Origin of the sequence: Microcoleus sp. D3_18a_C4 (genome assembly GCF_036702415.1) — a bacterium.
In the GTDB taxonomy this organism is placed as follows: Bacteria; Cyanobacteriota; Cyanobacteriia; order Cyanobacteriales; family Microcoleaceae; genus Microcoleus.
On the sequence record NZ_JAUBTI010000002.1, the window covers coordinates 142,463 to 162,026 of the forward strand.

General features: G+C 45.8%; 20 protein-coding genes. 9 read left to right on the forward strand and 11 right to left on the reverse strand.

The genetic code is table 11. The annotated features are described in order from the left end of the window. Positions 1 to 42 precede the first annotated feature (42 nt). From QUB16_RS01700 to QUB16_RS01715, 4 genes are all read right to left on the reverse strand, one after another. Positions 43 to 2,367, reverse strand: coding sequence for a polysaccharide biosynthesis tyrosine autokinase (locus QUB16_RS01700; RefSeq protein ID WP_333313583.1), 2,325 nt, complete (start codon positions 2,365 to 2,367; stop codon positions 43 to 45). A 143-nt stretch (positions 2,368 to 2,510) separates the two neighbouring features. Further along, positions 2,511 to 4,238, reverse strand: coding sequence for an SLBB domain-containing protein (locus QUB16_RS01705; protein ID WP_333313584.1), 1,728 nt, complete (start codon positions 4,236 to 4,238; stop codon positions 2,511 to 2,513). Between the two features lie 37 nt (positions 4,239 to 4,275). Next, complete coding sequence (cysC, locus tag QUB16_RS01710; RefSeq protein WP_333224077.1) at positions 4,276 to 4,800, reverse strand: adenylyl-sulfate kinase; 525 nt, start codon at positions 4,798 to 4,800, stop codon at positions 4,276 to 4,278. A gap of 552 nt (positions 4,801 to 5,352) precedes the next feature. Continuing rightward, entirely contained in the window at positions 5,353 to 6,621 is a 1,269-nt protein-coding gene (locus QUB16_RS01715; RefSeq protein WP_333313586.1) for a transposase, read from the reverse strand. A gap of 294 nt (positions 6,622 to 6,915) precedes the next feature. Between QUB16_RS01715 and QUB16_RS01720 the strand changes: the two genes are divergently transcribed. The 5 genes from QUB16_RS01720 (at position 6,916) to hetR (ending at position 11,631) form a co-directional block, all read left to right on the forward strand. Then, on the forward strand, positions 6,916 to 8,718 hold the full coding sequence (locus QUB16_RS01720; RefSeq protein WP_333313588.1) for an FAD-dependent oxidoreductase: 1,803 nt from the start codon (positions 6,916 to 6,918) through the stop codon (positions 8,716 to 8,718). A 98-nt stretch (positions 8,719 to 8,816) separates the two neighbouring features. After that, a complete protein-coding gene (patX, locus tag QUB16_RS01725; protein ID WP_333142683.1) occupies positions 8,817 to 9,044 on the forward strand; it encodes a heterocyst-inhibiting protein PatX in 228 nt (75 codons plus the stop codon). Positions 9,045 to 9,647: 603 nt separating this feature from the next. Then, positions 9,648 to 9,872, forward strand: coding sequence for a hypothetical protein (locus tag QUB16_RS01730; protein WP_333313589.1), 225 nt, complete (start codon positions 9,648 to 9,650; stop codon positions 9,870 to 9,872). 423 nt (positions 9,873 to 10,295) lie between these two features. Beyond that, positions 10,296 to 10,457 carry a hypothetical protein gene (locus QUB16_RS01735; RefSeq protein ID WP_333313591.1) on the forward strand — a complete coding sequence of 54 codons (162 nt, stop codon included), beginning with the start codon at positions 10,296 to 10,298 and terminating at the stop codon, positions 10,455 to 10,457. Positions 10,458 to 10,725: 268 nt separating this feature from the next. Further along, a complete protein-coding gene (gene hetR / locus QUB16_RS01740) occupies positions 10,726 to 11,631 on the forward strand; it encodes a heterocyst differentiation master regulator HetR (RefSeq protein WP_333034952.1) in 906 nt (301 codons plus the stop codon). Between the two features lie 294 nt (positions 11,632 to 11,925). On the opposite strand, the gene QUB16_RS01745 is transcribed toward hetR, so the two are convergent. After that, the gene (locus QUB16_RS01745; protein WP_333313592.1) at positions 11,926 to 12,792 is read right to left on the reverse strand and encodes a TIGR00297 family protein; all 867 of its coding nucleotides are present in this window, start codon (positions 12,790 to 12,792) and stop codon (positions 11,926 to 11,928) included. Between the two features lie 11 nt (positions 12,793 to 12,803). Between QUB16_RS01745 and QUB16_RS01750 the strand changes: the two genes are divergently transcribed. Then, on the forward strand, positions 12,804 to 13,235 hold the full coding sequence (locus QUB16_RS01750) for a VOC family protein (protein WP_333098932.1): 432 nt from the start codon (positions 12,804 to 12,806) through the stop codon (positions 13,233 to 13,235). A gap of 127 nt (positions 13,236 to 13,362) precedes the next feature. Here the strand turns inward: QUB16_RS01750 and QUB16_RS01755 are convergent, their stop codons facing one another. After that, entirely contained in the window at positions 13,363 to 13,974 is a 612-nt protein-coding gene (locus QUB16_RS01755; RefSeq protein WP_333313594.1) for an alpha/beta fold hydrolase, read from the reverse strand. Positions 13,975 to 13,976: 2 nt separating this feature from the next. Next, entirely contained in the window at positions 13,977 to 14,594 is a 618-nt protein-coding gene (locus QUB16_RS01760; RefSeq protein ID WP_333313596.1) for an alpha/beta fold hydrolase, read from the reverse strand. A gap of 318 nt (positions 14,595 to 14,912) precedes the next feature. On the opposite strand from QUB16_RS01760, the gene QUB16_RS01765 reads away from it, so the two are divergent. Beyond that, complete coding sequence (locus QUB16_RS01765) at positions 14,913 to 15,374, forward strand: hypothetical protein (RefSeq protein WP_333313598.1); 462 nt, start codon at positions 14,913 to 14,915, stop codon at positions 15,372 to 15,374. Positions 15,375 to 15,478: 104 nt separating this feature from the next. On the opposite strand, the gene QUB16_RS01770 is transcribed toward QUB16_RS01765, so the two are convergent. Further along, complete coding sequence (locus QUB16_RS01770; protein ID WP_333313599.1) at positions 15,479 to 16,636, reverse strand: tetratricopeptide repeat protein; 1,158 nt, start codon at positions 16,634 to 16,636, stop codon at positions 15,479 to 15,481. 108 nt (positions 16,637 to 16,744) lie between these two features. On the opposite strand from QUB16_RS01770, the gene QUB16_RS01775 reads away from it, so the two are divergent. Together QUB16_RS01775 and QUB16_RS01780 are read left to right on the forward strand one after the other, a co-directional pair. Then, positions 16,745 to 17,068: a DUF4258 domain-containing protein gene (locus tag QUB16_RS01775; RefSeq protein ID WP_333313601.1), complete on the forward strand. Its 324-nt coding sequence runs from the start codon at positions 16,745 to 16,747 to the stop codon at positions 17,066 to 17,068. After that, positions 17,058 to 17,282 (forward strand): YgiT-type zinc finger protein, encoded by a 225-nt coding sequence (locus QUB16_RS01780; RefSeq protein ID WP_333313602.1) that lies wholly within the window; start codon positions 17,058 to 17,060, stop codon positions 17,280 to 17,282. The genes QUB16_RS01775 and QUB16_RS01780 overlap by 11 nt, the downstream gene beginning before the upstream one ends. 18 nt (positions 17,283 to 17,300) lie before the next feature. Here the strand turns inward: QUB16_RS01780 and QUB16_RS01785 are convergent, their stop codons facing one another. From QUB16_RS01785 to QUB16_RS01795, 3 genes are read right to left on the reverse strand one after another with little or no spacing between them, the layout of a single operon-like run. After that, entirely contained in the window at positions 17,301 to 18,056 is a 756-nt protein-coding gene (locus tag QUB16_RS01785; RefSeq protein WP_333313603.1) for a PPC domain-containing protein, read from the reverse strand. A gap of 53 nt (positions 18,057 to 18,109) precedes the next feature. After that, complete coding sequence (locus QUB16_RS01790) at positions 18,110 to 18,550, reverse strand: lysozyme inhibitor LprI family protein (RefSeq protein WP_333313605.1); 441 nt, start codon at positions 18,548 to 18,550, stop codon at positions 18,110 to 18,112. A gap of 47 nt (positions 18,551 to 18,597) precedes the next feature. Then, positions 18,598 to 19,374 (reverse strand): 16S rRNA (uracil(1498)-N(3))-methyltransferase, encoded by a 777-nt coding sequence (locus QUB16_RS01795; protein WP_333313607.1) that lies wholly within the window; start codon positions 19,372 to 19,374, stop codon positions 18,598 to 18,600. Positions 19,375 to 19,564: the final 190 nt, after the last annotated feature.

Here is a 19,564-nt window from a genome sequence, read left to right on the forward strand (position 1 = left end):
ACCCGAAGGTCAACTACCCGAATCTAATGCTATTCCCCTCCCTCAAACAGACTTTTCCTGGACGTAATCCTGCACGTAAGACTGATAGTAATACCTGCTGCCTTTATCGTTATTCGCCACCATTCCCAACAGCGGAATTCCCGCCATTTTTAAATCTTCAAAAGCCAACACCAGCGCCTCCCGCTGAGTTTGATGCAGCCCTACTACCAGCATCAATCCGTTAGTGTGAGCCGCCAACAAATTCGCATCCGCCAAACCTAAAAGCGGCGCAGTATCGTAAATAACTAAGTCAAAATGACTTGACAAAGCTGCCATTAAATGCTGCATTTTTCGGGAAGAAAGCACCTTTGTGGGATCGAGAGGAACCGGGCCGGAAGTTAACACAAACAAATTTTCATCGCGGGGCGATCGCAAAATCACCTGTTGCACATCCACATCATCAGCAATCACATTGTGCAGGCCTTGCCAATTCGGTAAACCCAGCATTTCGTGTACCTGCGGGCGCCGTAAATCCCCATCCACCAACAGCACTTGCTGCCCCATTGCAGCCGCCGCCCGCGCCAGATTTACTGCTACGGTAGACTTGCCATCACCTACTTGACAAGAAGTAATTACGCAAGAATTAATTGGAGTATCAACGTTTAGTAAGCGAATATTCGCATTGAGCGATCGAAAAGCTTCTTGAAAAGCATCCGTCGGCATCGGCGAAATTGCCACATCCACCGGGCTTGTCTCAGCAGGAGGAAGTCTCAAAATTTTATCGCTAGCAGGAATTACCCCCAACAAAGGCAGGCGAATCGACTGTTTGACATCCTCTGGAGTTTGGAACACCGTTTTATTTTTAAACCGTTCCGCCAACTGCGCCGCCAGCATACCAAACAGCAAACCAGCCACTCCCCCCAAAGCCAAATTCAAAGGCATAATCGGAGCAACAGCCATCAACTCGCCATTTTTGTAACGCGGAATTTCCGGCTTAGCAATAACTTCCCAAGCCACCTCTTTTTTGCCCACAGCTTCAAGCTGCAAAGCTTGCTGTTTTGCCAGCAAACCATTCAGCGTATTGTTAGTCAAATCCAACTCGCGCTGCAAATCGGAATAGCGCCGCAAAATCACCGGGAATTTTTGAGAGTATTGATTCAACTGCTTAGCAGCTTGCTCCAAAACTTGATTCCGCACGCCCAGCACCTGAATTAAATTAGCAGTACCGATAAACTGCTCGATTAACTTAATCCGCACCGGATCTTGAAAAGTCAGCACTTGCGAATTTACCTTAGCCAAATCAGTTCCCAGAACCTGTTGGGCTTCTTTCTTCAACAAAGGAATCAGGTTTTTGCGCTGTTCTCGCAACAATTGCATTTGCGGAGTTTCGTCTGTAAACGTAGCCGAGTTAATCGCAATTTGCCCTTCTAATTGCTGCAATTGAGTCAGCATCCCTTGATAGCGGGGAGCTTGACTCAGAGCCGAGGCCATCAGCGCTTGCTTCTGGTTCAGTCCGAGCTGATTTTGCAGATTGGAATAGAGCAATCTCTGCTGATTGAGCTGCGTTTGCGCGTCCAATCTTTGCGCTTGAAGTTGGGTGATTTGCTGCGAAAGCTGTTGGGTTTGAATTTGCGGATCGATGAAATTGTACTGCTGCCGCAATTTTTGAATTTCTGTTTGCAGAGCTTGTTGGCGCTTTCGCTGGTTGGGAATTTGCGATTTCACAAAATCCAGAGTCTGACTAATTTGACTTGTGGTATCTTGCACGCTGTAGTTGCGGTAGCCTAGCGCAACTTTTTCCAAAACAAACTGAATTTTTTTCGGATCGTAATCCCGATATCTAACTTCGATAATCTTGGTATTTTTGAAGCGATTAATTGACAGCCTAGTTTCCTGAGAAAACGGCAAATTATCTGCTTTTTGGTTCAAGAGGTAGTTGTAATTTATTTCGGGATACTTAGCCTGCAACTGTTTAATAATCGGCGACATTACTTGCGGGCTTTGCAAAACTTGAATTTGGGATTCGTAGTCAAAACCCGCATTTTCTGTCGTCGCGGCGCCCGCTGGTTGCAGTTTCAGCTCACCGGAGTAGATTTTTGCTAAAGTATTTTGCGTAACTGCGGGTTCTACTAATAATTGAAAGCGCCCTTCGTACTCGCTTTTTTGATTCAGCGTCCAGGCGAAAACTCCGGTAGTCACTGCCGCTGCTACGCCGATGACTAAGATGGAGCGACTGCGGCAAACTTCCCAAAAACTTAACTCTTCTGCCTCGGTTTTGTTTCTGCCTAAAAATTGATCTTCTTCATAAAGCCCAGAAGACAGTTTTTGCAGATTAGCGGCTTTTTTATGATTAAACAGTGCTACTTGAGATTGTTTCCCTGGTTTCATTGGATTTCTACAACTTATTAGTTTAAACGTCTGTATTGGTAGCGGAGTTTCCGGAAATCGGTTGATTCCTAAATATTTCATTACCAAACCGCAATTTTTTATAGAAAGCGGGTTTCTGAGGTCTTAATGCGAGTCTATTCAACTCACCGAAAAATATCGAACAATCGAAATATTCCTAACAGGGGGCTGAGAGGAGCGAGAGTCCCGCCTACATTATCCGAGAACGTAGCGCGACCCGATCGCCTTACCATAATTACATCATTATTTTGCAGTTTGGGATTAGTTTCTTCATTGGCCGTTGCGGAAAAATTAACCTTAACATTTAGCTGGGAAACGGTGCCGTTAGGATTGAGGCGAATTAAATTCACCGAATCCATTTCGGCCCGCGCTTTATTAAAACCTCCCGCTGCTACCAGCGCTTGATTTAAAGTAGTGTTGGGCAGCACCGCAATCGCTCCCGGTTTCACGACTTCTCCTACAATGTTCACCCTAATCGTATCCGGTGAAAAATTAGAATTAGCAACTTGTTCGTCTTGGGTTGCATCGAGATTTTCGGCTTTGGGAACGATTACCGTATCTCCCTGTTGCAGCGCTAAATCTTGGGATACATCTCCCCCTTCCAAAAGTTGCCACAAATTCACATTAATAATTTGTTCGGTACCCGCCCGCGTCAGGCGGCGAACTTGTATTTGTCTGATATCAGCTACCGGCGTAATGCCGCCCGCCATTTTAATTGCCCTCGTTACCGTTTGCTGCAAAACATTTTCCCCGCCGTTGGTTTCGCTAGCAGCAAACAAACCAGAATTTTCACCCATTTCATTCTCTTGTACCCTACTTTGAGCCTCTTTTGCCAAAGTATAAGTACCGGGGCGAGTTACTTCGCCCACCACAGCAATATTAATGGGTTGAGTGCTTTGTCCGGTAATGTTAGCTACTGCTAAAGTCGGTGCTTCTTGGCGGTTGAGGCTAGTTACAGTGGGAATAAATATAGTATCGCCGTCGCGCAAAGTCATATCGGCCCGCAAATCGCCGTTTTGCAATAATTCCCACAAATCCACACTAATAATTTGTTCCGCTGCGTTGCGCTGGGGGCGGCGGATTTTGATTTGCCGCACGTCTGCTGACTGGGTAATTCCACCGGCCATTCGCAGAGCCCGCGATATCGTTGGCATTTGAGTTCCCATTTGCTCTGCTGTGCCTCCGGGGCCTGCTGCTGAAGATATTGTATAGGCTCCGGGGCGGTTGATTTCGCCCGCGATCGCAATTTGCAAAGGACGTGCCGCCAGCAGTTTCAGGGTAATCCAAGGACGTTTGAGGTATTTGCCGTATTTGTCTTTAACAGCATTAGAAGCTTGTTCTAGAGTCATCCCGTACACCGAAACGCTGCCAATTAACGGCAAATTCAGGGAACCGTCTGCCTGTACTTGGTGTTGACCGTTGGGGCCGCTGTATTCCGGGACGTTGAAGATGTCCATTTGAATACGATCGCCCGCGCCTAAAGTGTAAACTTCCGATCGTACACTTGAAGGTTCAGTTGCCGGCAATCCCGGCAATCCCGGCACTGCCGGTACTGGTACAGGAACAGGAGATCCCGCATCAGCAGGAGGAGGAGGAGGAGGCATAAACTGGGCCGCCGCAGGAGATGAACCCACCGCCGCCAGCACTGACACTGTTAAACTTTGAATCATTAAACTTTTGACAGCATTGCTTGCCCAATAACTTAGCTTGCAGCTTTTGCTGGAAACCTCTGCCTGGGCCCCTTTCCTTGCAGGAAATGGGAGAAATTCTTCACCCTCCCTATCCGCGAAGGGGACACAAGGGTGAGATTTTTTCTCAAGTTGCACGCCGTGCGAATAACTTTTCACCACCATCGCTTTTTGCCCCTATCCTCATCCAACCCCGCCAACTTCAAATGTAACCCAACTGTTCTAACTTGGTCAGAACTTTTTTAACACTCTCTTCCACACTTTCTCGCTCTGTGTAACAAATAATCTCAGGATTAAGCGGTTCTTCATAAGGATCGTCAATTCCCGTAAAACCCTTAATTTCTCCTGCTCTCGCCTTAGCGTATAACCCCTTGACATCGCGACCTTCGCACACTTCTAACGGCGCTGTGATATATACTTCAACAAAATTGGGCTCCATTGCTCTAATTTCGTCGCGAATTGCTCTGTATGGGCTAATAGCTGCGGTCATTACGGCTACTCCATTGCGGCTCAGCAGGTGAGCTACAAATCCAATCCGCCGAATATTAGTATCTCTGTCTTCTTGGCTAAATCCCAAACCTTTTGACAAGTTGGTGCGAACGACATCTCCATCCAATATTTCCACTTTGCAACCTCTTGCCTTCAATTCAGGTTCGAGGGCTTTGGTGATAGTTGTCTTGCCGGAACCGCTCAGCCCGGTGAACCACAAAATAAAACCTTTTTCCATTTTCAATTGCTTGGTTAGTAGTGAGTAGTGGGGAAATTACGCGACGTATGACTTTAGTGTCCCGGTTCCCCATTTTCTGATTCTTTTTGATTTGAGATGCGATCTGACTTTCACAATAACTAATTTTTTTATTAACCGCAGAGGACGCAGAGGACACAGAGGTAGAGGGAAGAGGAGAAAGAGGTAATTTTAACTACCAGCCGGGAAGTCCCGGGCGTATATTTAGAGGGGATTAATCAGAGCGCTGCGCGAAGTACCCCCTTGGGAATTACGCCCGCGTGATGGAAAGAAGCGTCGGGTGTAGGTACCCAAAGCGACAATTATTCTTTTACACCCCAAGATGAGCGGGAAATACTCTGATACTATATTAGCAAGTGGGGGTGGAACTACCTCACTATAAAAAGCATGAGAAAAAAAAGGAAAAAGAAGCCTGCGGTCTAACTGTACTCAGTTGACCGTCAGGTTTGTTCACAATCCGTAGGGTGCGCCGTGTGTGCACGTTACATTCAATGGGCGATCGCCAACGCCGAACATCTATCCGTAGTGCACTCATCACCTGACTGAGCCTTTCGCAATGTGACATACTCCTACACCAACACAAGCTGTCACCATTGGTGTAGGCTTCTCAGTGACTCCAGCTATTGCTTCGGACATTGACTGAGCTTTAAGCACGGGATGACCCACCGCCCTATTTTTGATTCCTATTGCTGCATTATGATCGCGGTCTAGACTACACCCACAGTGAGGGCAGTCATGCCAACGAATATGCAGCTTTTTTGGTACTTTTTCGCCACAACTAGAGCAATCTTGTGAAGTATTGTAGGCACTTACTGGGATTACCAACACACCAGCATTTACGGCTTTATTTGTTAGAATCGACAGAAAGCTTGACCACCCCGCATCCAACACAGATTTAGCTAATTTTGTACGAGCCAGTCCTTTAATATTCAAATTTTCAACCGCAACAACATCATATTTTTTCAACAGCTCGTTAGCCGTCTTAAAATGAAAGTCTTTACGCTTCTCTGCTACTTTCTTGTGACATTTTCCCAGTTGCTTAACTGCTTTCTGTCTCCGGTTGCTACCTTTTTTACGACGCGATACTCGCTTCTGAATAGTTCGCAGACGTTTCCCGGCTTTGCGGTAATGTTGAGGAATTGCAACTGTTTCGCCCTCAGAGGTTGTCAAGAAATTCTTTAGCCCAACATCAATTCCAGTAATCTTTTGAGGATTAAAATCTGGTTTAATCGTAGGAACTGTTGAATCTTCTAGGGAGAGCGTAAGATAGTACGCATCAGCCTTTTTAGTGATAGAGACGGTTTTGATTTTGAATCCATTAGGTATGGAACGGTGTAAAACAACCTTAACTTTTCCAAGCCTCGGCAAGTTGATTAAGTTATTTTGTAAACAACCGTCTTTAACTTGAGGATAAGTGAACGTGCGATAACGACTGCGTGGTTGAAATCGAGGTCTGCCACTACGCTTTCCGTTGCTATCACCTTTTAGGAAACGATCAAAAGATACCTTAACTCGCTTAACTACATCTTGAAGAACTTGAGAGTAAATCTCGGCATACCAAGGATGAGTTTTCTTGAGTTGAGGTAACGTTTTTTTCTGACTGTAATATTCGGGATTATCCCGCAGTTCGGGTAAATGGCAAACTAGCGGACACGCATTGATGGGAGAACTGTTTTGCTCGTACCAATTGAATCTCTCAGCCAACAAGTAATTGTATTGAGCGCATAGCATCGACAGCCATCTGTCGATTTCAATGGCTTGTAACTTTGTTGGACGTAATCGATATTGGTAAGAGCTTCTCATTCCTTTGGCGCGGTCGGTACATATCAATTAGTGTTACTGTACCAGAATACTTTATTTACTGTCAAGTGCATGAGTAAAGTATATTGAAGTACAAAATAGACTCGTTAAACAAAGAGTTTGTTTGTTTCGTCATCCACCCGTCTAGCAATTCAAAACATAGTTTTGAATTGCTAGACGGGTGGAATCCTCACCTCACGCGCGCCTTTCATCCCACACTAATCGAAGCGATATAGTGTGGGGATTCCCGTCTGTTTAGCTAAAATCTAAAATCTAAAATCTCCAATGGTATTGCCTATGTCTTCCGTTTTGAAAGCAGATGTTTTGGTCGTCGGTGGCGGCACTGGCGGCACCGCTGCTGCTGTGCAAGCAGCCCGCCGAGGTGCCAAAACAATTTTAGTAAGCGAATTCCCCTGGCTGGGAGGAATGCTGACTTCTGCTGGCGTTTCGGCCCCCGATGGCAATGAATTAGCAGCTTTTCAAACCGGTTTGTGGGGCGCGTTTTTGCGGGAACTCCAGCAGCGACAGCCGGGAGGTTTGGATTGGGGCTGGGTAAGTTTTTTTACTTACGATCCCCGCACAGGTGCTGAAATTTTCGCTGATTGGGTTAAATGTTTGCCGAACTTACAGTGGATTTGTGGACAAAAAGCTCAAGATGTGCTATGGGAAGAATCTCGCATTTCTGGCGTTCGGTTTGCAGATTTTACGGTTTCGGCCAAAATCACTTTAGATGCAACGGAATTGGGAGATTTGCTGGCTTTAGCCGATGTTGGACACCGCTGGGGTTGGGAATTCCAAGCCGAGTGGGGAGAACCCAGCGCGCCGGCTGCCTCTAATGCTCTCACACAGAGGTATTCGGTGCAAGCTCCGACTTGGGTGGCAATCTTGCAGGATTTTGGTAAAGGTGCAGCCGGGCCAGAAATTCCCGCGCCGCCTATTGACAATCCCGATCGATTTATCGGTGCTTGGGACGGTTACACTCCCGAACAATTTCTCAATTACGGCAGGCTTCCGGGTGGATTGTTGATGATTAATTGGCCGATTCGAGGTAATGATTATGGTGAAGGAGTCGATCGACTAATTGCATCGGAAGCATCTCGACAAGAATTCCTGCAAGAAAGTCTCTGGCATACTCAAAGTTTCGCCCGCTTCATTCAAACGCAACTCGGCCGCCGCTACGGCCTAGCACAGAATATTTTCCCCATTTCAACGATCGACAATCAACAAAATTCTTCCCTTCTTTCTTCCTTTGCCTTACATCCTTACTACCGAGAAAGTCGGCGCTTGCGAGGGATAAGTACAGTCAAAGAACAAGATATTTTGCCGATTGTCGGTGGCAGAGTCGCGAAGTTGCCGATAAATTCTGAGGGCATTTGTGAAACAATTGCGATCGGCAACTACGCCAATGACCACCACTACACCAGTGGCGACATTCCCTTGCAGCCAAAATCTCTCCGCTGGGGCGGCCGCTGGACGGGAACTCCGTTTACCATTCCTTACAGCGCGCTAATTCCTGCGAGTACAGACGGTTTGCTAGTCTGCGAAAAAAATATTTCCGTCTCTCACATCGCCAACGGTGCAACTCGCTTGCAACCGACGGTAATGAATATTGGACAGGCGGCGGGGATGGCGGCGGCTTTGTGCGCGGAATCTGGATGTCAGCCGCGGGAGTTGCCGGTGAGAGTTTTGCAGGAAGCTTTGCTGCAAGATTCCGAGGCTAGTGCGGCGGTTATTCCTTTATTTAATTTGACACAGGGGCGATCGGATTGGCTGGATTGGCAACGCTATTATCTCGATCGACCCCAAGCATATCCCGCCAGCGGCGAATGTCAGGAGTCAGTAGAGAAACAAAGCAGTCAAACAGCAAATACCCACAGCCAATTTTCTGGCATTTTCCGTCGCCTCGGCGAACAAGACTGGACACTAACGCTGACAAGCCCTGCATCCTTAGCCGGTCAAACTTGGCAACTCGTGACTTTGGACTCGGAAACCGACAGATTTTTACACAATTGCGAAACCGAAAAGCCTCTGACAGTATGGGGCAGGCTGAATTCGGCAGGTGCTTGGCTGCTGGCGGGCTCAGTAGAATTGAAGGGGTAAGGTTTTTTGCAGAGATCCGAAAAATTCACAGAAATTTATCCTGATCGATCGGGGAGAGTCCGTATCAGTTAATAGACAATGACACGGATACTAACCCCATGCAAACTTACACACCAATTGCTTTACAGAGTCTTTTGGGCGTTACTTTGAGCGCCACTGTCGTTCGAGCCTTTGAATCCCTCGTCGGACTGCTGGAAGTTGCCACCGCTTCATACATTTTATCCGCCCAAACCGAACAAAGGGGCGATCGTTCTCCTGAAAGAGGCAGCGGACGCCGAGAGTTCAGTGAGCCTAATCTTTACACTCATCAACTACAAGCATTTTAATGACATTGGACGAAAGCGATTTCCGTTATTGAGTTAGTTTCTGCCGCCCGTGTCGAGCGCTCAATCTGATTTCCTGGGATGCTAGTTTTTCAGGTTTCCAAGGCCACTGCATTTCTTGTTTACAGTCATTAGGCTCTTCTTTTATGTGAGTGATGATAGCATATAAACCTTAAACCGCCATCTATTGAGAGATTGAATCTCGTATTTGGCGGTTTTGTATATTATTGCAACCTTCTGGGTAGTGCAATTAGGATTTTTTTTTTTACTGAAGCCAGAGATTTTATTTATTCCATTTTACATCGACTTCTGACAGCTCTCATAGATCAGATGCTACGCATCTAAAGTGTCTGTTGCTTGGGGAGAGGTAGAGGGTGAGAAAGGGAGAGGGAAAGATAATTTTCCGCTTTTTATACAAGGATTTTAGGAGACAATTTAAATGCGAGATAGCTTAACTTAAGCCTGATTCCTTCTTCCTTTTTCCTTCTGATTCTTCCTTCTGATTCCTGATTCCTGATTCTATAGTTTGATAATTTCAGGGAAATTAATCCTGATCAGCCTGGGTAATGTCGTATCTCTAAATAGATACTGATACAAATACTACCCATGAAAACCTACACAGCAATTGCTTTACTGAGCCTGTTGGGCATTACCTTGAGTGCCAGCGCCGCTCAAGCTTTTGAATCTTCACTCCCCATTGTCGAAACTGCCACCGCCCAATATATGTTGTCAGTCCAAACTCAACAAAGGGGCAATCGCCCTGCTGAGAGGGGCAGACGCAGAAATTTTACTGAGCCTACAGTTTACACTCATCCGCTACAAGATTTCTAATGACACTGGACGCAAGTGATGACTACAACTGAGTTGCTTCGGGCCGTTCATTCGATCGCTCGATCGGATTTTCTGGAATTCTAGTGTTTCAGGTTAAGCGACAACTGCACTTTTTGTGGACAGTTCTGAGGAAATTATTTTTTGTTCTAGTAATGTTAGCATATAAACGGGAAACCGCCATGTACCTAGAGAGAGATTCTAGTATGTGGCGGTTTTGTATTGAAAACGCTTCAATTAAACAGGAACTAACCACAGGCCTCTGAGCATCTGGGTTTTTCAACCGATATCCCTCGCCCTCCACCCCTTATTTTGGGGTTGCACAATTTGAGGAGGATTCTTGTGGGGTGTCCCGCCTGCTGTGAAAATACAGCGGACGGGCTACGAGATCCCATCCCACAAAACCATCAAAATCTTCCCGCAATTATGCAACAGGCTTATTTTAGTCGATCGAACCGGGTTTGGGCATCCATGACTATTCAAGAATTAGGGGCTCGGAGTCGCCTCAAATTCCTGGCATCGCAACAGTTATTTACCTTCTCCCCCCCACAGGTAGGGTTTAATTTTCAACCGCTGCACTATAATTAACTTGCGATAACTAACTTATATATAGGTAAACTGTCAGCGCAGAGGGTGCAGCAATCTACTTAAATTGGCCACCAATAAGAACCACTTATGCGGTGTGGATAGCCTTTAAGCCCATGCCCCTGTTACCTCAGGGAAATTAACTAACCTGAATATTAGGGTAGCTGGCAAGCTTTCCGGCGACAGTCGGCTATGCTTGATTCGGCGCTCTCGCAATAATTTAATGGAGGATGACAAAATGCCTCCTAATTTGGCTATTTCGGGGATAGTGATGAAAAATGACTCTTTGGATCTGGTCAAAAGCCTCAGCCCTAGTGCAATGGATCAGATCATGCTATATCTGGCGTTTAGCGCCATGAGAACCAGTGGGCACAGGCACGGGGCGTTTCTAGACGCGGCCGCAACGGCGGCTAAGTGTGCCATTTATATGACTTATATGGAGCAGGACAACAACCTGCGGATGACCGGACATTTGCATCACATTGAGCCTAAACGGGTGAAGGTGATTGTTGAAGAAGTCCGGGAAGCTCTGACTCAGGGAAAATTGCTGAAAATGTTGGGTTCCCAAGAACCTAGATATTTGATTCAGTTTCCTTATGTCTGGCTGGAACAGTATGGTTGGATGCCGGGACGCCCTCGCATTCCGGGAAACAATTTGACTGTAGATGAAAAAAAATATCTCGAAGGCAAGATTCCTCCGAATCCGCCGGATGCTCAACTGATCAATTCTTTTCAGTTTATGGAGTTGATCGAGTTTCTGCACAGGCGATCGCAAGAAGATATGTCTCCAGAAAGGCGAATGCCTTTGAGCGAAGCTCTAGCAGAACACATTAAGCGGCGCTTGATCTATTCTGGGACAGTAACTCGCATTGATTCTCCTTGGGGAATGCCGTTTTATGCCCTCACCCGCGCTACTTACTCTCCCGCAGAGCAGGAAGAGCGGACATTTACTATGGTGGAGGATACGGCTAGATATTTCCGGCTGATGAAGGATTGGGCGGAAAAACAACCGAAGGTGATGCGAATTATGGAGACTTTGGATATTCCGCCGGAACGGCTCGACCAAGCCCTTGAGGAATTAGATGAAATTATTCGCAATTGGGCCGATCGCTATCACAAGCGGGGCGAACCGACGATGATTTTACAAATGGTTTTTGGCCCGCAAGACGACGCTTAGTTTGATTAACTATTAATCATTAGTCATGAGTTGATTGCTTGAGACTAATGATTAATAGCTAATAGCCCTGGACGGCGCAACCGGCTTTTTTTCTTCCAAAAATACTGCGTTATATGATGTCCGATCGAGTGACCGCGATTAAAAGGGCGGGTTTTTGAGATTGTAAATTATTGGCAGATATTTTTCGTGAACCCGCCCCTACCGTATTAGGGGTAATCGACCGGACGTAATATTAATCGTTTGAATTAGCGTAAAAAACCAGGTTGATTAGGTCGCGAATGCGTCCAGGATTAACTAAGTTAAAAAAGCTCTCCATGTCGCCGCTAAAATAATCGCTGCGATCGCTCCTATGAGTGTATTAAAAAAATTTACCACCTCGTTGGTGAGCCACTCAAACTTTGATTGCACCGTCGCCCCAATCACACTCTCGATGTTCGTGGCAATAAAAGCCGCAATAACACAAAAAACAATTCCTGTCAAGTCAATTAAACCGACGGCCCAACTCAAAAGTGCAATCAAAATTGAGCCGACAATACCCGCGATCGTTCCTTCCAAACTTACGGCCCCTTCCGTACCCCTGGGTACAGGCTGCAAGCTAGTAATCAAAAAAGTCCGCTTCCCGTAAGCTTTGCCGATTTCGCTGGCGCAGGTATCGGAAAGTTTGGTGCAAAAACTCGCCGCGTAACCCAGAAATAAGAGGGAAATAGCATCTTGTGGCACAGGCATCTTGCCTGTCTCTCCTAAAACAGCCATCTTTGCTGTCTCTCCTAAAACAGACATCTTGCCTGTCTCTGCTAAAATAGATAACGCCAAAACTCCCAGAGCACAAAAAGTAGCGGTTAAAGCCGAACCCCAGACATTTTCTGGGCCTCTGGCGCCTGAACGCTTTTCGGCTATGCCTTCTGCTTCTTTTTGGGCTTTGCCGATGCGGGTAACTCCCGATCCGACAAGAAAGTAAAACATCACGACAGCATAGCCTTGCCATCCCAAACAGCCCCAGATGAGGACGCCCAATACCCAGCCGTGAAATTGGCCTGCGGGAGTGAGCAATTTTTTAGGAGCAATGGTGGCGATCGCGAGTAAAACTGTATTTAGGGCGATCGCCACCAACCAAGGATTAGACCAAGATAAATAATTAAAGAACAATTCTGAATTCTGCATTTAGTACCTCAATGAACCAAGTCTTATTTCATCTTGCCTTCCCCGTGACCGATATTGCCCAAACAAAAGCGTTCTATGTAGACGGGCTCGGCTGCGAACTAGGTCGCGAATCGCCTAATTCTGCGATTATGGGCTTGTGTGGCCATCAAATAGTCGCCCACGTCAGCCGCGAACCTTTGACGCCTCAGCGAGGCATCTACCCCCGGCATTTTGGGTTAATTTTTACTTCCGAAGCTGACTGGGAAGCGTTGCTAGAAAAAGCCCAGCAAAATAACTTAAATTTCTATCAAGAACCGAGACGGCGATTTGTCGGTTTGCCTACAGAGCACCGTACTTTCTTCTTAGAAGACCCTTTCCACAATATACTGGAGTTCAAGTATTACTGTGAGGCTGAAGCAATTTTTGGCCGCAGCGAATACGCTGAAGTTGGCGATGCTGTTTGATTTTTAGTCCGGTAGCGATTTGCCGTGTTCGTGGGGGCGGGTTTACGAGATTGTTGGTTTTAGGCAATTATTGTAGGTGAAACCCGCCCCTACAATAATTGACATTATACAAGAATGAATCAAACGGTTAATCATGAACTTTTAATGGTTCTGACAGTGCTTCAGCGACCGCTTTTAAACTGCTGGAATGCCTCGCCATCATGGCATGGGCGAAAACAGACAATTTTACTTCTTTTGCCGCCGATATTTGGGAACTAGAAGCAGGTACGATGATGAAATCCCAATCTGTCCAAATAGAAGTAAAATTGAGCTTTTCCAACAAGGCTGCATCTCGATTTAAATCTTCCAGAAAAGCACTGCCAGGACGCATTTGAATGCAGCCTTTTCCCCAGAGAGTGTAAGCCATCCAAGTACCGCTGTGAGGAGAAGATATGGCAATAAAGCGCTGCACTCGGTTAATGCCGCCTAACCTTTGCAGGTAGTAGCGAGTTACTAAACCGCCCATGCTCAATCCTACTATATCTAGATGCTGTTCTGGCGCAAAGGTTTTGTCTATATAATCTGCTATTTGTTGGGCTAATTCGTCTATGCTGGCGTTGCCCCAATGGGGCGAGAGATTGAGGGTGTAGACTGACCATCCCAGTTGGGTCAGGTAGGCAGACATTTTGTGAAAAATTCCCGATTTTCTGAAGATTCCGTGAATTAGCAAGACTGGGTTTCGGCGGAAATTGCTATTCATTTTTAAGTGGGAATTTTATTTTCTATAGGTGCTTTGAGTTCTTCAACTAATGCGTTAATACTTAGGGGCTCGGTCACCATTTGGCGGTGCAGCAAAACGTTGACTTTAACTTCTTTACCTACTGGCATTTGGGAGCTGTTCGCCGGTACAATCATTATGTCAAATGGCGTCCACATTGATGTAAAATTTATGCGTTTGAGCATTGTCACATCTTGATTTAAATCGCGCAGCAAGCGACTATCGGGGCGCATATCCAGGTATCCTGGTAGGCGTAGGGAATAGGCGGTGACGGTGCCGTGGTGGGGGGAAGAGAGGGTGATGAAACGCTGTACGCGGTTGATTCCTCCGAGTCGCTGGACGTAGTAGCGGCTGACGATGCCGCCCATGCTGTAGCCTACTATGTCTAAAGATTGTTCTGGATCGAAGGTTTCAGAGATGTAGTCTGCCAGTTGCTTGGCCAGTAAGTCGAGGCCGAGGCTACCGTCGTTGGGGGTGAGGTTGAGGCTGTGGACTGACCATCCGAGTTCGGTGAGGCGGGCGGACATTTTGCTGAAAATCATCTTTGTGTCCCAGATGCCGTGTATCAGGATGACGGGATTGCGATCGAGCGAACTGTTCATTTGAAAAGAAAATTGCTTGGTGATTACAGCATAAATCACTCCCCTAGGGAGTGTGACCCGTACTAGGACAGCTAGCCAATCGGATCGAGGTACGATCGACCATTAGTGGGAATCCCTAACAAATTCTGAGATAGTTTGTAAATAAGTGCAAAGCAGTGCGAGTATTTATACCTAAAAATTGCTTTGATGAGCTAGCTTAGATATAGCCCAATGTAAATTTTGATGAATAAATGTAGACAAAAGTTGCCTTACCTCGTAATCTAACTTTGTTGACAAGCTTGTACAAATTTCTCTAAAAGAACAAAAGGAGTAAGTCTAATGTTTGGTTTTATCAAAAATTTCTTCGGCGGTATTTTCGGCTTTTTTGGGAGACTGTTGGGCTTGAAAAAGTCTGAATATTTCCTAGATTTGGGCGAATCGGGAGCGAAGGAACCAGCAAAAGTTGCGCCGGCGAAGGCTGAGCCTGTGGCGATCGCACCGACAAAAGTTGAGCCTGTTAAGTCTGAGAAGTCTGAGAAGTCTGAACCGGCTAAGAAGGCTAAGGTAGAGAAAAAGTCTAAGAAAGAAAACGAACCAGTCGCTAGCGTTCCTGCTAATAATGCGGAACCCGTGAAGGTACCTGCCGCGGCAGCAACTAACGGCAAAGTGCCGAGTCAAGCTGAACCGAATCGGACTTTTGCTCCTAATAATTTAATGCCGACACCAACAGGAACTCGTCGGACCCCTGGCCCCAGCATGAACAATTTCCGGGAAATGGCTCGTCAGGTAAAAACGAAGTAGGAATTTGGGAATTGATAATAGGGAATTGGGCATTGGATAACTCCCAATGCTGGCGTTAAAAATAAAAAAATGGCATTACTCATTTTTAATTTTAACTCTTGGTTCTATTCCCTATTTTTTTCATTTCTGAGGAAGGCTAATCCGCTGTATAGCTGAAAAGCTGAGTCCCAAGGAGTTTCTGATTTGCGCTCGACTTCTATATGAGATTCGATCTTTCTCAACATCTGCGTGTAATCGAGCACGGTCTCGGCAAAGGGCGTAAATTCTGACCAAACTGTAACGTCAAGCTGGCGATCGAATATTTCCAGTAAGTTATTCCAGTTAATTCTGGTTGTACTTTGAGGAATTTGTTGAGAGTTTGTGACTCTGGATGTTTTGTTTTTGGAGTTCGGTGAAGCGGGGATATCTGCAGAAGCTTGGGTGAAGTTAACTCCTTGTTGAAATTCGTAACTTTGGTCGCAAATTCGCAGAATGCAGTTTCTGCTGGGAATGTGCAAGTCACAGATTTGAGCGTAATCTTGCCTGATTTCTCTGTGGCGAAATTGATCCTTTCTTCGGTTGGGCGAGTAGTCCATGACTTCGATGAACATCGGCAACAAGCCTTCTACTCTTTGGGTAACTTCTGACCAGCTAAATTCGATCGCACCGAGTCGATCGAATTTATCTTTGCAAACAACGGCTGGGGAAGAAAGAGACTGGAAGTGCTGCACTCGGAAAATTTGGATTTTTTGAATATCGCTTAGGGTTGCCCAAAATACGGGAATGCCGGCGTTGAGGAGTTCTTGACCGTAAATTCGCAGTTCGGCGATGGGGCCAGTTTTGTAGAGTCTCCAGCCGCGGCTTTGGATTTGCATCCGCGTTGTGTAGGCGTCGATTTTAAAGATTCTGCTGATATTTTGTACGGCTGCGGCTTTGTTTTCGGGACTCACGGGTTCGAGGATAAGGAGTCCGGGTTCGAGGTTGCTGGGGTCGTTTTTGGCGGTTTCTATGGCTTGTTGGCGGAGGTTTTGTTGTGCGGTTTCAATCCGTTGAATAGCTTGGCGGGTCTGGGAGACGATTTTGGCGTTGGTGATATCGCGGAGTATTTGTTTGTAGGTTGTTTGGGCTTTTTCGAGATTGTTGGTGAGTTCGTAGTAGCGGGCGATATAGTATTGTACCCACGGATTTTCGGGGGAGTCTTTTTGTAGTTTTTTGATGAGTTGGGCAGCTTGTTTGTATTCTTTACCCTCTAGGGCGGCGGCTATTTGGTTGATGTCTGTCATGGCGATTGCGGGAATGGCGTTGTTTCTATATTGGCTGATGTTTGGGTGGTTTCGCCACTGGTTAACAATTTTTGCTGTTGTGTTAACTTATAGATATGATATGAAACTATGACAATCATTGAAAAAATACGTGTCAAAATTGTCAAAAATGATTTTGAGCTTTCACAACACGCAGTAAACCAAAGCATAGTTCGCCGTATCAGGGTACAAGAACTCCGGGAAGCAATAATGGCTGGTGAAGTCATCGAAGAGTATCCCGATGACAAATATGGCCCAAGCTGTTTAATTTTCGGTTTGACCCTGGCCAATAGACCTTTGCACGTTCAGTGCAGTTATCCATCTCGTCCTTTGGTAAAAATCATTACTGTATACGAACCAGATACGAGAATTTGGATTGATTTTAAGTTAAGGATAAATCAAAATGAACAATGATATTTGGCAAGAAAAACTGGTGGAAGAAAAAGTAAGTTATACCCTGGAAATCAAGGGTAAGTTTATTATCATTGAAAACGTTCCTGCTAGAGTGTGTGTGGAAACGGGAGAGCGTTTTTTTTCACCTGAAACTGTGGAACAGTTGCAGAAGATGATTTGGGAAGAGAGAAAGCCTATTAGGGTGATTGAAACACCTGTTTTTGAGTTTGCTTAGGGCTTGGTTTAAATTGAGTTAAAGCTGATTGGAATTAACGCTTAATGTGTAATTACCTTTGCTTGTGCGATCGCCTCCTTTAACAACTATTTTATAAGTGCCGTTACTAGGCAATTTTACAGTGAGTTGAGACTCTCGGCGATTCTGGGAGTTACCTGTTTTTTCGGCAATATTTTTGCCGCTGGTGTCGAACAGTGTTATGTTGTGGTCGAATGCTCTGCTTTTGATGTCGATCGTCATAGATTGACCAGCCCGTCCTTGAAAGGTGTGTTCGCTGGGTTCGCCGCCGTCTTTGAGGGTTCCCCGCTGCTGTAGGATGGAAAGGGAGGTGAGTTTTGGGCGATCGACATTGCTCAATTCTAAGCCGTAATTGGTCATGGGTACATCGAGGCCATTTCCTTCTTGGACTACGATGATAAAAGCTGTTTTGTTGTTGATATCTCGGACTATTTTGTCAATAAATTGGGACTGTATTTGTTTTGCTGTTAGAGGTTTAGGTTGGTTGAAGTTGGGTTTTGAGGTACAGAAAAGCACGGCTCCGTCTAGATAGCGGGCGGCGTAGAACAAATAGTTTTGACCGTTAGTTGTAAATTCGTTTCTGCTAAAAATAGTGAATCTTTCAAGTTGCGCTAGTTGCTGGTTACGGTTACAATTTTTATCGATGTAGATTTCGTTAGCTGATGGCTGTCGCTGGGCGAAAACTGCTGGGACTATGGTGGTTACAATTGCTGAGATGAGGGCGAGGGTGAGGGGGAAGGGCGATCTGCTTTTCATAAATAGTTGTTTTTCTTTATTGTTGTCAGGTATTGTACGCTGTACTTCTTATTTTATCTCTCTTTTAAATACTTTTCTAATTCCGCAGTGCGCTGTTTCGTCATGCGATCCAAACATTCATTGAGGAAACCACCATAACCGGTACCGCCACGACTTTTATAAACTTCAAATTCACAGGTTTTATCTCTTAACTGAATCCACCCTAATTGTGCTTCGGAAAGTAGCGCCCGCTCTTCTTCGCTCAATTGGGAAATCAGTTGTTTGTAAACCTCGTTCAGTCGTTTATCCGAGGCTTCGTAATTCAACCGAATACAAGCTCTGACTTCTACATCTCCTTGCGGGCGATCGCAATTAATCTGTTGAGCAATGGGAAAGCTCGGAGATTGTGCAGACACTGATGTTGTACTGATTATTGCTACAAGCGCGTTAAGCGAAGCTATCCCGTAGGGAATCGGCCAAAAGGGCGATCGACCTTTCCTCAACTCTATTTTCATTCCCCCTCAACCCACCTATTTTATGAATTATTTGTTATTTGTTTATATTAGCACTTCTCAAATGCCGCTCCAACTAAAGACAAAGCCACAATCGGTGCTGTCACCGCTCTCAGAATTCTACTCCCCAAAGATACAGCTTCAAAACCAAATTCGATCGCCCTTTTCACCTCACCCTCAGTCCATCCACCCTCCGGCCCAACAGCAATCACAATCGATAATTCTCCCCCAGCCGGGGGCGGGCACGGGGGCACCGCCCCTACAAAGGGGGGATCGAAACTACCAATCAAACAATCCCACAAATGCCGATTGTCCCCGCGAGCCACACAAATATATCGATATTTTTGACCGCAATCTTTTACAGCAAATTCAAACGAAATAGGCTCTAAAATCGTCGGCACAATTTGACGTTCCGACTGTTCCGCCGCCTCCGCAGCAATTCTTCTCCACCGATCGACTTTTTGATTGCTTGGTTTGAGCAAAGTTCGATCGCTCGTCACCGGCACAATACTTGCCACACCCAACTCCGTCGCCTGTCTCACAACCTCGTCAAAGCCGTTTCCCTTGGGCAATGCCGCCATCAAAGTTACTTCAACGGGTAGCTCCCTGTTCACAGCAATCTCCTCGGTTATGGAGGCAAATAACCCTGTTTCCTGGGCTTCTAGGACTGCTAACCACCAATGCCCTCGACCGTCCATCGCAATAAATCGATCGCCCGCTTGCAAACGTAGCACTCTATTTAAATAATGCTGCTGTTCTCTAGTTAAGTCGATTTTGCGATCGCAAATTTGAGGGGGAGTAATTGCTAATCTTTGTAATTGAGGCATTGAATTTGGGATTGTTCGTTTTCTATTAGAGATTTTTTTTATTTAACCGCAGAGAACGCAGAGAACGCAGAGGAAGAGAGAATGAGAAGAGATAGGCAGGCGGGGTTTCAACTGTTCAAAAAACAATAAAGGCACAGCATCTACAACCGGAATTATTTTACAAATTCAAGTTTTTTTCTGCAAATGCTCT

Coding starts and splice junctions, on each gene's coding strand:
- QUB16_RS01765 (WP_333313598.1), top strand. CDS start 14,913: ATGTTTGGTTTTATCAAAAATTTCTTCGGCGGTATTTTCGGCTTTTTT.
- QUB16_RS01720 (WP_333313588.1), top strand. CDS start 6,916: ATGTCTTCCGTTTTGAAAGCAGATGTTTTGGTCGTCGGTGGCGGCACT.
- QUB16_RS01705 (WP_333313584.1), bottom strand. CDS start 4,238: ATGGTGGTGAAAAGTTATTCGCACGGCGTGCAACTTGAGAAAAAATCT.
- patX (WP_333142683.1), top strand. CDS start 8,817: ATGCAAACTTACACACCAATTGCTTTACAGAGTCTTTTGGGCGTTACT.
- cysC (WP_333224077.1), bottom strand. CDS start 4,800: ATGGAAAAAGGTTTTATTTTGTGGTTCACCGGGCTGAGCGGTTCCGGC.
- QUB16_RS01755 (WP_333313594.1), bottom strand. CDS start 13,974: ATGAATAGCAATTTCCGCCGAAACCCAGTCTTGCTAATTCACGGAATC.
- QUB16_RS01760 (WP_333313596.1), bottom strand. CDS start 14,594: ATGAACAGTTCGCTCGATCGCAATCCCGTCATCCTGATACACGGCATC.
- QUB16_RS01735 (WP_333313591.1), top strand. CDS start 10,296: ATGCAACAGGCTTATTTTAGTCGATCGAACCGGGTTTGGGCATCCATG.
- QUB16_RS01775 (WP_333313601.1), top strand. CDS start 16,745: ATGACAATCATTGAAAAAATACGTGTCAAAATTGTCAAAAATGATTTT.
- QUB16_RS01770 (WP_333313599.1), bottom strand. CDS start 16,636: ATGACAGACATCAACCAAATAGCCGCCGCCCTAGAGGGTAAAGAATAC.
- QUB16_RS01790 (WP_333313605.1), bottom strand. CDS start 18,550: ATGAAAATAGAGTTGAGGAAAGGTCGATCGCCCTTTTGGCCGATTCCC.
- QUB16_RS01745 (WP_333313592.1), bottom strand. CDS start 12,792: ATGCAGAATTCAGAATTGTTCTTTAATTATTTATCTTGGTCTAATCCT.
- QUB16_RS01750 (WP_333098932.1), top strand. CDS start 12,804: ATGAACCAAGTCTTATTTCATCTTGCCTTCCCCGTGACCGATATTGCC.
- QUB16_RS01715 (WP_333313586.1), bottom strand. CDS start 6,621: ATGAGAAGCTCTTACCAATATCGATTACGTCCAACAAAGTTACAAGCC.
- QUB16_RS01785 (WP_333313603.1), bottom strand. CDS start 18,056: ATGAAAAGCAGATCGCCCTTCCCCCTCACCCTCGCCCTCATCTCAGCA.
- QUB16_RS01780 (WP_333313602.1), top strand. CDS start 17,058: ATGAACAATGATATTTGGCAAGAAAAACTGGTGGAAGAAAAAGTAAGT.
- QUB16_RS01700 (WP_333313583.1), bottom strand. CDS start 2,367: ATGAAACCAGGGAAACAATCTCAAGTAGCACTGTTTAATCATAAAAAA.
- QUB16_RS01730 (WP_333313589.1), top strand. CDS start 9,648: ATGAAAACCTACACAGCAATTGCTTTACTGAGCCTGTTGGGCATTACC.
- hetR (WP_333034952.1), top strand. CDS start 10,726: ATGAAAAATGACTCTTTGGATCTGGTCAAAAGCCTCAGCCCTAGTGCA.
- QUB16_RS01795 (WP_333313607.1), bottom strand. CDS start 19,374: ATGCCTCAATTACAAAGATTAGCAATTACTCCCCCTCAAATTTGCGAT.